15 protein-coding genes and 5 tRNA genes are annotated in these 12597 nt (G+C 70.8%); 6 read left to right on the top strand and 14 right to left on the bottom strand.

Going from position 1 to position 12597, the window contains the following annotated elements; translation table 11 throughout:
* Positions 1-7: 7 nt before the first annotated feature.
* A complete protein-coding gene (locus tag IPT68_RS26450; RefSeq protein WP_003997603.1) occupies positions 8-241 on the top strand; it encodes an Lrp/AsnC family transcriptional regulator in 234 nt (77 codons plus the stop codon).
* A 20-nt stretch (positions 242-261) separates the two neighbouring features.
* The gene (locus IPT68_RS26445; RefSeq protein WP_189700852.1) at positions 262-762 is read left to right on the top strand and encodes a DUF3515 domain-containing protein; all 501 of its coding nucleotides are present in this window, start codon (positions 262-264) and stop codon (positions 760-762) included.
* A 346-nt stretch (positions 763-1108) separates the two neighbouring features.
* Here IPT68_RS26445 and IPT68_RS26440 read toward each other — a convergent pair whose 3' ends face one another.
* Genes IPT68_RS26440 through IPT68_RS26430 form a run of 3 tightly spaced genes read right to left on the bottom strand, consistent with a single transcriptional unit; the run spans position 1109 to position 4196 of the window.
* Positions 1109-2266, bottom strand: coding sequence for a D-alanine--D-alanine ligase family protein (locus IPT68_RS26440; protein WP_189700853.1), 1158 nt, complete (start codon positions 2264-2266; stop codon positions 1109-1111).
* A 59-nt stretch (positions 2267-2325) separates the two neighbouring features.
* Positions 2326-3336 (bottom strand): NAD(P)H-dependent glycerol-3-phosphate dehydrogenase, encoded by a 1011-nt coding sequence (locus IPT68_RS26435; RefSeq protein ID WP_189700854.1) that lies wholly within the window; start codon positions 3334-3336, stop codon positions 2326-2328.
* Positions 3333-4196, bottom strand: a complete 864-nt coding sequence (locus IPT68_RS26430; protein ID WP_189700855.1) for a lysophospholipid acyltransferase family protein — start codon at positions 4194-4196, stop codon at positions 3333-3335. The genes IPT68_RS26435 and IPT68_RS26430 overlap by 4 nt, the downstream gene beginning before the upstream one ends.
* A 143-nt stretch (positions 4197-4339) precedes the next feature.
* On the opposite strand from IPT68_RS26430, the gene cofC reads away from it, so the two are divergent.
* Together cofC and IPT68_RS26420 are read left to right on the top strand one after the other, a co-directional pair.
* A complete protein-coding gene (gene cofC / locus IPT68_RS26425) occupies positions 4340-4978 on the top strand; it encodes a 2-phospho-L-lactate guanylyltransferase (RefSeq protein WP_189700856.1) in 639 nt (212 codons plus the stop codon).
* Positions 4979-4987: 9 nt separating this feature from the next.
* Entirely contained in the window at positions 4988-5191 is a 204-nt protein-coding gene (locus IPT68_RS26420; protein WP_189700857.1) for a hypothetical protein, read from the top strand.
* A 75-nt stretch (positions 5192-5266) separates the two neighbouring features.
* Here IPT68_RS26420 and IPT68_RS26415 read toward each other — a convergent pair whose 3' ends face one another.
* The 4 genes from IPT68_RS26415 to leuC all read right to left on the bottom strand — a co-directional run bounded on the left by IPT68_RS26415 (position 5267) and on the right by leuC (position 8565).
* Positions 5267-5899, bottom strand: coding sequence for an HU family DNA-binding protein (locus IPT68_RS26415; RefSeq protein ID WP_189700858.1), 633 nt, complete (start codon positions 5897-5899; stop codon positions 5267-5269).
* A gap of 138 nt (positions 5900-6037) precedes the next feature.
* Positions 6038-6268: an SCO5555 family protein gene (locus IPT68_RS26410; protein WP_189700859.1), complete on the bottom strand. Its 231-nt coding sequence runs from the start codon at positions 6266-6268 to the stop codon at positions 6038-6040.
* Positions 6269-6535: 267 nt separating this feature from the next.
* Complete coding sequence (gene leuD / locus IPT68_RS26405) at positions 6536-7129, bottom strand: 3-isopropylmalate dehydratase small subunit (RefSeq protein WP_189700860.1); 594 nt, start codon at positions 7127-7129, stop codon at positions 6536-6538.
* 5 nt (positions 7130-7134) lie between these two features.
* Positions 7135-8565: a 3-isopropylmalate dehydratase large subunit gene (gene leuC / locus IPT68_RS26400; protein ID WP_189700861.1), complete on the bottom strand. Its 1431-nt coding sequence runs from the start codon at positions 8563-8565 to the stop codon at positions 7135-7137.
* A 198-nt stretch (positions 8566-8763) separates the two neighbouring features.
* Here leuC and ndgR point away from each other — a divergent pair, with 198 nt between their 5' ends.
* The gene (ndgR, locus tag IPT68_RS26395; RefSeq protein ID WP_026278050.1) at positions 8764-9480 is read left to right on the top strand and encodes an IclR family transcriptional regulator NdgR; all 717 of its coding nucleotides are present in this window, start codon (positions 8764-8766) and stop codon (positions 9478-9480) included.
* 462 nt (positions 9481-9942) lie between these two features.
* Here ndgR and IPT68_RS26390 read toward each other — a convergent pair whose 3' ends face one another.
* Entirely contained in the window at positions 9943-10425 is a 483-nt protein-coding gene (locus tag IPT68_RS26390) for a DUF4188 domain-containing protein (RefSeq protein WP_189700862.1), read from the bottom strand.
* 114 nt (positions 10426-10539) lie between these two features.
* Here IPT68_RS26390 and IPT68_RS26385 point away from each other — a divergent pair, with 114 nt between their 5' ends.
* Entirely contained in the window at positions 10540-11187 is a 648-nt protein-coding gene (locus IPT68_RS26385; protein ID WP_189700863.1) for a MerR family transcriptional regulator, read from the top strand.
* A gap of 50 nt (positions 11188-11237) precedes the next feature.
* On the opposite strand, the gene IPT68_RS26380 is transcribed toward IPT68_RS26385, so the two are convergent.
* The 6 genes from IPT68_RS26380 to IPT68_RS26355 form a co-directional block, all read right to left on the bottom strand.
* Positions 11238-11310: transfer RNA gene (locus IPT68_RS26380), tRNA-Glu, on the bottom strand.
* A gap of 28 nt (positions 11311-11338) precedes the next feature.
* Positions 11339-11410, bottom strand: a tRNA-Gln gene (locus IPT68_RS26375).
* Between the two features lie 20 nt (positions 11411-11430).
* Positions 11431-11503 (bottom strand) — tRNA-Glu (locus IPT68_RS26370).
* 62 nt (positions 11504-11565) lie between these two features.
* Positions 11566-11638 (bottom strand) — tRNA-Glu (locus IPT68_RS26365).
* Between the two features lie 21 nt (positions 11639-11659).
* Positions 11660-11731, bottom strand: a tRNA-Gln gene (locus tag IPT68_RS26360).
* Positions 11732-11822: 91 nt separating this feature from the next.
* Positions 11823-12554: an HAD family hydrolase gene (locus IPT68_RS26355; RefSeq protein WP_189700864.1), complete on the bottom strand. Its 732-nt coding sequence runs from the start codon at positions 12552-12554 to the stop codon at positions 11823-11825.
* Positions 12555-12597: the final 43 nt, after the last annotated feature.

Here is a 12597-nt window from a genome sequence, read left to right as displayed (position 1 = left end):
AGGTTCCGTGGTACAGGCGTACATCCTGATCCAAACAGAGGTCGGCAAGGCGTCGACCGTCGCCGAGACGATCAGCAAGATCCCTGGAGTGATCCAGGCCGAGGACGTGACGGGACCGTACGACGTCATCGTGCGCGCCCAGGCCGACACCGTCGACGACCTGGGCCGCATGGTGGTCGCCAAGGTCCAGCAAGTGGACGGCATCACCCGCACCCTGACCTGCCCGGTCGTCCATCTCTAGTCCCCGTCTACCCTTGGCCGGTGAAGATTTCCCGTCACCGGCTCATCGGTCTGCCCGCGTCCGCACTGCTGATCGCTGTCGTCGGCTGCTCCTCAGCAGACGACAGTGCGAGCGTCGCGGTTCCCAGTCCGTCCGCGGCGGTCACCGAGCTGTGCCGGAACCTGGACAAGGCGCTGCCCCGCACGGTGGACGGCCTGAGCCGGAACGACCCCGAGCCCGAGTCCGCGCTCACGGCGGGTTGGGGAAGCCCGGTGATCATACTGCGCTGCGGGGTGGCGCGGCCGCCGAAGATGACGGACCCGAAGGTGGCCGAGGGCCGCGATTCGGACGCCGTGGCGGGGGGTGTGAACGGCGTCGACTGGCTGCAGGAGGAGCGGGACGGCGGCGGGTACCGGTTCACCAGCGCGAACCGCAGGGCGTACGTCGAGGTGACCGTGCCCGAGGGGCGGGACAACGCGGCTGTGCTGGTCGACCTGGCGTCGGCGGTGAGGTCGGCGATTCCGGAGGGCATCGCCGACTAGCCGCTGTTCGACACCGGTTGGCGCTCGGCCGCGGACGCGAGGCCCGGGTCGCGAGGGCCGATCGCACAGCCCCCGGACGCGAGGCCCGGGTCGCACAGCCCCCAAACGCGAGGCCCGGGTCGCACAGCCCCCGGACGCGAGGCCCGGGTCGCACAGCCCCCAAACGCGAGGCCCGGGTCGCACAGCCCCCGGACGCGAGGCCCGGGTCGCACAGCCCCCGGACGCGAGGGCCGGGTCGCACAGCCCCCAAACGCGAGGCCCGGGTCGCACAGCCCCCGGACGCGAGGGCTCGAAGTTGCCCGGATGCGGCGGGGGGCCGATCTCGCAATCCCGCGCGCCCCTCAGGTCACCTGAGTCCGGTCGGACGGTCGAGGGCCGCCTGGATCAGGCGGTCCACCAGCTCGGCGTACGTCACGCCGCTCGCCTGCCACATCTGCGGGTACATCGAGATCGGCGTGAAGCCGGGCATCGTGTTGATCTCGTTGATGACGAAGTCGCCGTCCTCGGTGAGGAAGAAGTCCGCGCGGACCAGGCCCTCGCAGGACGCCGCCTCGAAGGCCGCCACGGCGAGCTTCTGGACCTCGGCGGTCTGCTCGTCGGTCAGCGGCGCCGGGACGATGCCGGGGGTCGAGTCGATGTACTTGGCCTCGAAGTCGTAGTACGCGTGCGTGTCCGGCGGCGGGATCTCCGCGGGGACGGACGCCCGGGGACCGTCCTCGAACTCCAGGACGCCGCACTCGATCTCGCGGCCGCGCACCGCCGCCTCGACGATGATCTTCGGGTCGTGCCGCTGCGCCTCGGCGATCGCCTCGTCGAGGCCCTCGAAGGACTCCACCTTGGTGATGCCGATCGACGACCCCGCGCGCGCGGGCTTCACGAACAGCGGCCAGCCGTGCTCACCCGCGAACTCGGCGATCCGCCGCCGAGCCCCCGCCTGGTCCTGCTGCCACTCACGCGGCCGGATCACCAGATACGGGCCCACCCGCAGCCCGAACGAGGTGAACACCCGCTTCATGTACTCCTTGTCCTGGCCGACGGCCGAGGAGAGCACGCCCGAGCCCACGTACGGGACGCCGGACAGCTCCAGGAGGCCCTGGAGGGTGCCGTCCTCGCCGTACGGGCCGTGCAGCACCGGGAAGACCACGTCGACCTCGCCCAGCGCCTTGGGCACGGAACCCGGCTCGCTGTAGACGACTTCGCGGTTGGCGGGGTCGACGGGGAGCACCACGCCGCCCTCGCCCGAGTCGGCGAGGTCCTCGACGTTGGGCGTCCGGCGGTCGGTGATCGCCATCCGCTCCGGCTCGTCGGCGGTGAGCGCCCACCGGCCGTCCTGGGTGATGCCGATCGGCAGGACCTCGTACCGGGTCCGGTCGATGGCCCGCAGTACCGCGCCGGCGGTGACCACGGAGATCCCGTGTTCGGAGCTGCGCCCGCCGAACACGACGGCCACACGCGGCTTGCGGGACGGCTGCTCGGGGCTCTGGGGGAGGTTCTCGGTGCTCATATCGCGATGAGAGTACCCGGTGGTAGGGGCCGGAGACAGCGTCCCCACGGCCGCGTCGCTCAGCGTCGTTCCGGCTTCGCGCTGCGCGACATCAGCTCCTTGAGGGCGACCACGGGAGGCTTGCCCTCGTGCACGATGCCGACCACCGTCTCGGTGATGGGCATGTCGACGCCGTGCCGTCGGGCCAGATCGAGCACCGACTCGCAGGACTTGACGCCCTCGGCGGTCTGCTTGGTGACCGCGATGGTCTCCTGCAGCGTCATGCCCTTGCCGAGGTTGGTGCCGAAGGTGTGGTTGCGGGACAGCGGAGAGGAGCAGGTGGCCACCAGGTCGCCCAGGCCCGCGAGTCCGGAGAAGGTCATCGGGTCGGCGCCCATGGCCAGCCCCAGCCGGGTCGTCTCCGCGAGGCCGCGGGTGATGAGCGAGCCCTTGGCGTTGTCGCCGAGGCCCATGCCGTCCGCGATGCCGACGGCCAGCCCGATGACGTTCTTGACCGCGCCGCCGAGCTCGCAGCCGACGACGTCGGTGTTGGTGTAGGGGCGGAAGTAGGGCGTGTGGCAGGCGGCCTGGAGCCGCCGGGCGACCGCCTCGTCGGTGCAGGCGACCACGGAGGCGGCCGGCATCCGGGCGGCGATCTCCCGCGCGAGGTTGGGTCCGGTGACCACGGCGACCCGCTCCGCGGGGACCTCGGCGACGTCCGCGACGACCTCGCTCATCCGCATGGCGGAGCCGAGTTCGACGCCCTTCATCAGCGACACCAGGACGGTGTCGGGGGCGAGCAGCGGCGCCCAGGCGGCGAGGTTGCCGCGCAGGGTCTGCGAGGGCACGGACAGGATCGTGAAGTCGGCGTCGGCGGCCGCCTCGGCGGGGTCGGTGGTGGCGCGCAGGTTCTCCGGGAGCTCGAAGCCCGGCAGATAGTCGGGGTTGGTCCGGCCGGAGTTGATGGCCTCGGCGACCTCCGCGCGACGTGCCCACAAGGTCACCTCGCACCCCGCGTCGGCGAGCACCATGCCGAAGGCCGTGCCCCACGAACCGGCGGAGAAGACCGCCGTCTTGACCGGCTTGCTCACTTGCCCAGCCCTTCTTCCCCACCGGCCTGACCGGCCGTTTCCCGGCCGGGTTCCCCGGCGGCGTCCCGGCCGGACGGCCCGGCCGCGTCGCGGCTCACCTCGACGGCCGCCACCCGGCCCTGCTTCTGCGCCTCCGTCCGGCGCCGCTGCTCGATGCGTTCGCGCTTCGGGTCGTACGGCGTCTCGGGTGCCCGCTCGCCGCGGATCTCCTCCAGCTGGCGGGTGATCGCGGCCATGATGACCTCGGTGGCCTCCTTGAGGACCTCCGCGGTCATCTCCTTGCCGTAGAACCGCGACAGGTCCACCGGCGGGCCGGCCAGCACGTGGTGGGTCTTGCGCGGCAGGAGGTCGGGCTTCTTGGCGTACGGCGGCAGCAGTTCGTTGGCGCCCCACTGGGCGACGGGGATGACCGGGCACTTGGTCTTCAGCGCGACGCGCGCGGCGCCGGTCTTGCCGGTCATGGGCCAGCCGTTCCGGTCCCGGGTGATGGTGCCCTCGGGGTAGAACGCGACGCACTCGCCGCGTTCCACGGCGTCGATCGCGGCCCGGAAGGCACTCAGCGCGTCGGTGCTCTCCCGGTAGACGGGGATCTGCCCGGTGCCGCGCATCACGGAGCCGATGAATCCCTTCTTGAAAAGGCCGCTCTTCGCCAGGAATCGCGGAACCCGTCCGGTGTTGTACTGAAAGTGTCCGTACGCGAAGGGGTCGACGTGCGAATTGTGGTTCACCACGGTGATAAAGCCGCCCTCGGCCGGAATGTGCTCCATTCCGCGCCAGTCCCGCTTGAGCAGAACCACCAGTGGCGGTTTAGCGATCACCGCGGCGAAGCGGTACCAGAAGCCGATTCTGCGGCGGGGCACACGGACACCTTCCTTCTGGGGCCTGGGGGCCGCACAAGTGTCGCCCCAGGCCGTCGGTCTGTCGAGAACACCGTACGCCCCGAGTCTCCGCGCGCCGGGCGGCCCGGGTGACAATGACCGCGACAAGAGAGGGACGAACGCTCGTGCAGTGGACCTTGGTGATACCTGTGAAGCCCCTGGCGCGAGCCAAGAGCAGGCTCTCGGATGCCGCCGGCGACGGGCTGCGCCCGGGTCTCGCCCTCGCGTTCGCACAGGACACGGTGGCCGCGGCGCTGGCCAGCCCGGCCGTGCGGGATGTGGCAGTCGTCACGGACGACGCGCTGGCGGGCCGGGAGCTGGCCGCGCTGGGCGCCCGGATCGTCGCCGACGAGCCGGGCGGTGGCCTGAACGCGGCTCTGGCCCACGGAGCGGCGGCCGTACGGGCACAGCGTTCCGAAAGCCCGGTCGCGGCCCTGAACGCCGATCTCCCGGCGCTGCGGCCCGCGGAATTGGCCCGCGTCCTCGACGCGGCCGCGGAATTCCCCCGCGCATTTCTCCCGGACGCCGCGGCAATCGGCACAACACTGCTCACGGCCGCTCCGGGCCGGGAATTGCTCCCGGCATTCGGCCCCGATTCACGCGCCCGCCATCGCACCGGCGGAGCGGCAGAACTCGGTCTCGCGGGCGTGGATTCCGTGCGACAGGACGTGGACACCGCCGACGACCTGCGCGCGGCGCTGGCGCTCGGGGTGGGGCCGCGTACGGCGGCGGCGGCCGCGCGGCTGCTGATTCCCGGGCAGTAGGCTGCCGACATGCACGCCACCGCCTACACGTACGACGCCGCGACGCGCAGCGGGCAGGTCCTCCTCGACGACGGCACTGCCGTGCCGTTCGACGCCGCCGCGTTCGACGCCGGCGGGCTGCGGCTGCTGCGGCCCGGGCAGCGGGTCCGCATCGAGGTGGAGGGGCCGAAGGACAGCCCGAGGATCACGCTGGTGACGCTGCAGACGCTCTGACCTGCGTCCGAACACGCCGCGGGCCGGGCTCCGACACGGAGTCCGGCCCGGCGCGTGAGTTCCCTTGCGCCCCGACTACTTCTTGGCGGCGGTCTTCTTGGCGGTGGTCTTGCGCGCCGTCGCCTTCTTGGCGGGGGCCTTCTTCGCCGTCGCCTTCTTGGCGGGGGCCTTCTTGGCCGTCGCCTTCTTGGCGGTGGTCTTCTTCGCGGCGGTGGTCTTGGCGGCCGCCGTGGTCTTGGCGGGGGCCTTCTTCGCCGTGGTCTTCTTCGCGGCGGCCGCGGTCTTGGCGGGCGCCTTCTTCGCCGTGACCTTCTTCGCGGCGGCCTTGGTGGTCTTCTTGGCCGCGGCCTTCTTGACCGTGGCCGCGGCGCCGCCGGTCAGGCTGCCCTTGGGCGCCTTCTTCACGGCCACCTCGCCACCGCGCGGGAGCTTCTTGGAACCGCTCACCAGGTCCTTGAATCCCTGGCCCGCGCGGAACCGCGGCACCGAGGTCTTCTTGACCCGAACCCGCTCGCCCGTCTGCGGGTTGCGGGCGTAGCGAGCCGGGCGGTCGACCTTCTCGAAAGAACCGAAGCCGGTGACCGAGACCCGCTCACCTGCGACGACAGCGCGGACGATGGCGTCCAGTACATGGTCGACAGCATCGGCGGCCTGCTGACGGCCGCCCATCTTGTCGGCAATCGCTTCTACGAGCTGCGCCTTGTTCACGTCTTCCCCTTCGGAGACATCGCCAGAACGAAAGTGTTCAAGCTTTTTCGCACGTTAGGCAGATATATACCGCAAATCAAACACGAAACGGGCTAATCACCCTTGTGCCGCAACCGACTCGGCTGCCTCTGACGTGATTCAGCCTTCCTCTTCGGGGAATCGCCCCGCGTCGAGGTCGGCGGTGAACCGCTCCAGACGCTTGATCGCGTCGGCGAGGTCGTGCTTGGCCGCGGCCGTGATGACCAGCAGCTTCCGGGTCAGCGCCATCCGTACGCCCTCCGGGACTTGCAGTGCGCGCACCCTTGCGTGCGCTTTCTTGAGTTGGTCCGCGACCGCCGCATAGAGCTCGAGTTGGCCGTCGTGTTCCATGCACAGATTGTGCCATCTGGGGCGAGTTGTCGCCTGCCCGGGGGGCAACTGGCGCCTCGAACGACCCTCCGGCACGCCACCGAAGCCGCGCTGTCAAGACTCGCGTACCCGAACAACTGCCCTCTTAACGTGGGAAGTTGAGGGGACGCGCGGTGCCCGGTGGGGCCATCCGGGTGCGAAAAAAGCCGCACCCCCGATCGAGCCGATCGGGGGTACAGCCGGGGTGTTGGGGTGGCCGAAAGTCGACCTCCACGTGGGGCCGAAGGTTCAGACCTTCAGCGTGCGCGGCTTGTAGGCGGGACGCCGCGCCTCGTACGTGGCGATGTCGTCCTCGTTCTGGAGCGTGATGGAGATGTCGTCCAGCCCGTTCAGCAGTCGCCAGCGGGAGTTCTCGTCCAGCTCGAAGGAGGCGGTGATGCCCTCGGCCCGCACCTCCCGATCGACCAGGTCGACGGTCACCTCGGCCTGCGGGTCGCGCTCGACGAGCTCCCACAGCGCGTCGACGACCTTCTGCTCCAGGACGACCGTGAGCAGGCCGTTCTTCAGCGAGTTGCCGCGGAAGATGTCGGCGAAGCGGGAGGAGATCACGGTCTTGAAGCCGTAGTTCTGGAGCGCCCATACGGCGTGCTCACGGGAGGAGCCGGTGCCGAAGTCGGGGCCGGCGACCAGCACGCTGGCGCCCTGCCGCTCGGGCCGGTTGAGCACGAACTCGGGGTCCTTGCGCCAGGCCTCGAACAGCCCGTCCTCGAACCCGTCCCGGGTCACCTTCTTGAGCCAGTGGGCGGGGATGATCTGGTCGGTGTCGACGTTGCTGCGGCGCAGCGGGACGGCCCGGCCGGTGTGGGTGGTGAACGCTTCCATGATCCTCAGACTCCAGCGGGCGTACGGGTCTCGACGTCGGACAGGTCGGCCGGGGAGGCCAGGTGCCCCAGCACCGCGGTCGCGGCGGCGACCTGCGGCGACACCAGGTGCGTCCGGCCGCCCTTGCCCTGCCTGCCCTCGAAGTTGCGGTTGGAGGTGGACGCCGAGCGCTCACCGGGGGCCAGCTGGTCGGGGTTCATGCCCAGGCACATCGAGCAGCCCGCGTGCCGCCACTCGGCGCCGGCCTCCTTGAAGACCACGTCCAGACCCTCGGAGACGGCCTGCAGACCGACGCGCGCGGAGCCCGGAACGATCAGCATCCGCACGCCGTCGGCGACTTTGCGGCCCCGCATCAGATCGGCGGCGGCGCGCAGGTCCTCGATGCGGCCGTTGGTGCACGAGCCTACGAAGACGGTGTCCACATTGATGGACCGCAGCGGCTGACCGGCCTCCAACCCCATGTACTCCAGGGCCTTTTCGGCGGCGAGGCGCTCCGAAGCGTCTTCGTACGAAGCAGGGTCGGGGACGGATGCCGAAAGCGGCGCGCCCTGACCCGGGTTGGTGCCCCAGGTGACGAACGGCGACAGCTCGGCGGCGTCGATGACGACCTCGGCGTCGAACTCGGCGTCGTCGTCGGTCCTGAGCGTCTTCCAGTACTCGACCGCGGCGTCCCAGTCGGCGCCCTCCGGGGCGTGCGGACGGCCCTTGAGGTAGGCGAACGTGGTCTCGTCGGGGGCGATCATGCCCGCGCGGGCGCCGGCCTCGATCGACATGTTGCAGATGGTCATCCGGGCCTCCATCGAAAGCTTCTCGATGGCGGAGCCGCGGTATTCCAGGATGTAGCCCTGGCCGCCGCCGGTGCCGATCCTGGCGATGATCGCCAGGATCAGGTCCTTGGCGGTGACGCCGTCGGGCAGCTCGCCGTCGACCGTGATCGCCATGGTCTTCGGGCGGGCCAACGGCAGCGTCTGGGTGGCCAGCACGTGCTCGACCTGCGAGGTGCCGATGCCGAACGCCAGCGCGCCGAAGGCGCCGTGCGTGGAGGTGTGCGAGTCGCCGCAGACCACGGTGGTGCCGGGCTGGGTCAGTCCCAGCTGCGGGCCCACGACGTGGACGACGCCCTGCTCGACGTCGCCCAGCGGGTGCAGGCGCACGCCGAACTCGGCGCAGTTCTTGCGCAGCGTCTCCAGCTGGGCGCGGGAGACGGGGTCCGCGATGGGCTTGTCGATGTCGAGGGTGGGGGTGTTGTGGTCCTCGGTCGCGATGGTCAGGTCGAGGCGGCGCAGCTGACGGCCGCTCTTGCGGAGACCGTCGAAGGCCTGCGGGCTGGTCACCTCGTGCAGCAGGTGCAGATCGATGTAGAGGAGGTCGGGCTCGCCCTCGGCGCGCCGGACGACATGGTCGTCCCAGACCTTCTCCGCGAGTGTCCTACCCATCGCTTTCCCTCCGGCCGGCAAAAGGTGTGCCGACCCAACTAGAGATCTTGAGGAGCGGCAGGCGCGTGCCCTGGTACGGGCGTCCGCCGCCAGGCCCTTTCATCCATGGGGGCCGCTGTGACTTCGTGACATCCAGGGTGGCGCGTTCCATCGAAAATTGAACTTGCGTTTCACAGAGTGAGACGCAAGTATCGTTGCATGGACAACAGTAGCGGCGTCGGCGTTCTGGACAAGGCGGCACTCGTCCTGAGCGCTCTGGAGTCCGGTCCGGCCACCCTCGCGGGTCTGGTCGCGGCCACCGGACTGGCACGACCCACGGCTCACCGCCTGGCCGTGGCTTTGGAACACCACCGTATGGTGGCGCGCGACATGCAGGGCCGTTTCATTCTCGGCCCGCGCCTGGCCGAGCTGGCCGCGGCCGCGGGCGAGGACCGCCTCCTCGCCACCGCCGGGCCGGTGCTCACCCACCTCCGTGACGTCACGGGCGAGAGCGCGCAGCTCTATCGCCGCCAGGGCGACATGCGCATCTGCGTCGCCGCCGCGGAACGCCTGTCCGGACTGCGGGACACGGTCCCGGTCGGCTCGACGCTCACGATGAAGGCGGGCTCCTCCGCGCAGATCCTCATGGCCTGGGAGGAGCCGGAGCGCCTGCACCGGGGCCTGCAGGGCGCCCGCTTCACGGCCACCGCGCTCTCCGGCGTACGGCGCCGGGGCTGGGCCCAGTCCATCGGCGAGCGCGAGCCGGGTGTCGCGTCCGTCTCCGCGCCGGTGCGCGGCCCGTCGAACCGCGTGGTGGCCGCCGTCTCGGTCTCCGGCCCCATCGAGCGCCTGACCCGCCACCCCGGCCGGATGCACGCCCAGGCCGTCATCGACGCCGCCGCCCGCCTCTCCGAGGCCCTGCGCCGCTCCGGCTGACCGACGGCGCGTCGCGGCACGCCGCAAGCACGAAGACACCCAGGGGCCGGCCCCGACGCCGCGGCCTGCCCCGACCCACCCTTCGCCTCGCGGCCCCGAGACGCCCTTCACCTCAGGGCCCGAAGACGCCTCGCCCCTGACTTTCCGCCCTCCGAGACGCCTGCCGCCTTCGGGCCTCCGAGACCACCCGCGTCCTGACCTTCAGGCGCCCTCCAGCTCAGGGCCCCGAACGCCCCCCGCCTTCCGGCCTTTGGGACGCCTGCGCCTCCCGCCCTTCGAGGCGCCCAGGCGTTCCGCCCTTCGACGCGCCCCGAGCCGTCCGGCTCTTCCCCCGTCTCCGAGACGCCTGCCGCCTCCCGCCTTCCGAGGCCCCCGCGCCCCGCAACCCACGAGACGCCCCGGGTCCCAACCCCCCGAAGGGGCCTCCGCCTCCGACCCCCGGCGACCGCCGTCCAGCAGGACTCAGGCCGACCCCAGCCGCTCGGCCGCCCGTTCGCCGCGCCGGGCGACCGGCACGACCCCCGTCGCCCTGCCGAGCCCGAAGGCCGGCATGTTCACGTACACCGACTCGTAGCCCCCGGCCGGCACGGCGTACGTCTCGTGCCAGAAGCCGACCTTGCCCTTCCCCTCGCGCAGACGGCGGTTGAACGCCGCCCACGCGGGCCGGTGCTCCTTGTCCGCCGCCGAGGCGTACGCGAAGAGCTTGTCGGTCGACTCCCAGTACTGCACCAGGTACAGCACCCGCGGCCCCAGCAGGGTCTGCACCCCGAGCAGCCCCTGCCCCCGCTCCCGCGACAGCTCCCGCAGCATGCGCGGCATGGCCCGCGCGACCGGCCACCAACTCCGCACCGCCGACAGACTGTTGAAGCGCATCCCGATCAGGAACACCACGACGTCCCCGTGCGCGTCCGCGGTCATGCGCCCCGCGATCGGCTTGTCACCCATGACGAACCACCTTCCCCCATTGCCGACCCATTGGATAGTGGAACTATCCATGCTTGGATAGTGACACTCTCCAACGCAAGGCGCAAGGGGAAAGAACAAGGGAGTCGCACGGCCATGAGGCTGTCGGAGCTGAGCAGACGCAGCGGCGTCGCCACCGCCACCGTGAAGTTCTATCTGCGCGAGGGCCTGCTGCCGCCGGGCCGCCGGATCACGGCGACCCAGGCCGAGTACGACGAGCGGCACCTGCGCCGGCTCCGCCTGGTGCGGGCACTGATTCAGGTCGGCGGCGTGTCCGTGGCCTCCGCCCGCGAGGTGCTCGCGGCGCTGGACGACGACTCCCTGGATCAGAACGAGCGCCTCGGCACCGCCGTGTGCGCCCTGCCGCACGGCAAGCCCGCCGACGCCGACGACCCGGCCATGGAGACGGCCCGGCGGCGCGCGGAGCAGTTGCTGGAGCTGCTCGACTGGGGCTACGACCCCGCGACCGGGGCGACGATCCCCGCGTACGGGATGCTCGTGACCGCGATCGCCGCGCTGGAGCGGCTCGGATACCCCTGCACCGTCGCGGACTTGGAGCCGTACGCCCGCACCCTGGGACGGCTCGCCGTCAACGATCTCGATCTGGTGGAGCGGTACGGCGGTACGGCGGACGAGCAGGTGGAGGCGGCGGTCGCACTGACCGTGCTGTACGAGCCGGTACTGCTCGCGCTGCGCAGGCTGGCGGAGGCGGAGGAGTCACGCCGCCGGTTCGGCAGGAAGTGACGCAGGACATGCCGATGGGCCCCCACCGAAGTGGAGGCCCATCGATCGCGTACCCCCGACCGGATTCGAACCGGCGCTACCGCCTTGAGAGGGCGGCGTGCTAGGCCGCTACACAACGGGGGCATGGACTCTGCGTTTCCGCAGGTCCGAGCTGGTCTACCTGGACTCGAACCAAGACTAACTGAACCAGAATCAGTCGTGCTGCCAATTACACCATAGACCAATGTGGTTTAGACCAGTCAGTACCCCCGACCGGATTCGAACCGGCGCTACCGCCTTGAGAGGGCGGCGTGCTAGGCCGCTACACAACGGGGGCCCTAGCGATCCTGCATCGAGAGCAACGGGTGCGACCCGGATTGTTCCCGCGGGAAGGATCTGTACCCCCGACCGGATTCGAACCGGCGCTACTGCCTTGAGAGGGCAGCGTGCTAGGCCGCTACACAACGGGGGCTTTGCAGATGAGCTCTGCGAGCTGGCCTACCTGGACTCGAACCAAGACTAACTGAACCAGAATCAGTCGTGCTGCCAATTACACCATAGGCCACTGGAACGCAAGCCCCTGAGGGGATCTCGTTCTAGTTCGCGCTTCCGGTTCCCGGCCTTTCGGCCCGCTCCCCGGCGGCGCAGGAAGAACATTACCTGAAGGTGGACGGGGCTCCAAAACGAGTATCGGAGCCGAGGATCGCGGGGAGTTCGGCGAGCGAGGCGATCCGGTGCGGGCCGACGGGCGCGTCCGCCCAGGCGTGCGCGCCGGTGCGGTCGATCCACACGGACACCAGCCCGGCGTCGGCGGCGCCCCGCCAGTCGATCTCCGGGTGGTCGCCGACGTACGCGACCAGGTGCGGCGGCAGGTCCAGCGCCTCGCAGGCCGCGAGGAAGGCGCCCGCCTCGGGCTTGGAGACGCCGAGCTCGGCGGCGCACAGGATCGCCTCGAAGCGGTCGTGCACGCCCAGCACGCGCAGCTTGCGGTCCTGGACGTGAAGGCTGGAGTTGGACAGCACGGCGTGCCGGTGGCTGGTGGCGAGGGCGTCCAGCACGGGCAGTACGTCGGGGAAGAGCGCCCAGGCGGCCTCGTAGTGGCCCAGATAGCGCTCGAACCAGGCCTCCGCCTCGGCGTCGCCGAGCGCCCGGTCGAGGAACACCCGGACCCGGTCGCGGCGCTGCTCCTCGAAGGACACCTCACCGGCCGAGAAGCGGGCCCACTGGCTGTCGGTCACCGCCCGCCAGTGCGCCAGGGCCTGCTCGACGCCGTCGTACGCCCCGAGCAGGCCCTCGGCCGCCAGGTGGGCGCGCATGCCCGCGCGGTCCGCGGTCGTGTAGTCGAAAAGCGTGTCGTCGACGTCCCAGACCACGGCCCGAATGCTCATGCTGCGACGGTAACCCGGTGGCCGCCGGGTGCGGGCGGAATAC

Origin of the sequence: Streptomyces chromofuscus (assembly GCF_015160875.1) — a bacterium.
GTDB lineage: Bacteria > Actinomycetota > Actinomycetes > Streptomycetales > Streptomycetaceae > Streptomyces > Streptomyces chromofuscus.
This window is presented reverse-complemented; position numbering and strand designations above follow the sequence as displayed.

Bases quoted from the DNA above. Each gene is read 5' to 3' on its own strand.
- IPT68_RS26440 (WP_189700853.1), bottom strand. From the start codon at position 2,266: ATGAGCACCGAGAACCTCCCCCAGAGCCCCGAGCAGCCGTCCCGCAAG.
- IPT68_RS26420 (WP_189700857.1), top strand. From the start codon at position 4,988: ATGCACGCCACCGCCTACACGTACGACGCCGCGACGCGCAGCGGGCAG.
- IPT68_RS26410 (WP_189700859.1), bottom strand. From the start codon at position 6,268: ATGGAACACGACGGCCAACTCGAGCTCTATGCGGCGGTCGCGGACCAA.
- leuD (WP_189700860.1), bottom strand. From the start codon at position 7,129: ATGGAAGCGTTCACCACCCACACCGGCCGGGCCGTCCCGCTGCGCCGC.
- leuC (WP_189700861.1), bottom strand. From the start codon at position 8,565: ATGGGTAGGACACTCGCGGAGAAGGTCTGGGACGACCATGTCGTCCGG.
- ndgR (WP_026278050.1), top strand. From the start codon at position 8,764: ATGGACAACAGTAGCGGCGTCGGCGTTCTGGACAAGGCGGCACTCGTC.
- IPT68_RS26390 (WP_189700862.1), bottom strand. From the start codon at position 10,425: ATGGGTGACAAGCCGATCGCGGGGCGCATGACCGCGGACGCGCACGGG.
- IPT68_RS26385 (WP_189700863.1), top strand. From the start codon at position 10,540: ATGAGGCTGTCGGAGCTGAGCAGACGCAGCGGCGTCGCCACCGCCACC.
- IPT68_RS26355 (WP_189700864.1), bottom strand. From the start codon at position 12,554: ATGAGCATTCGGGCCGTGGTCTGGGACGTCGACGACACGCTTTTCGAC.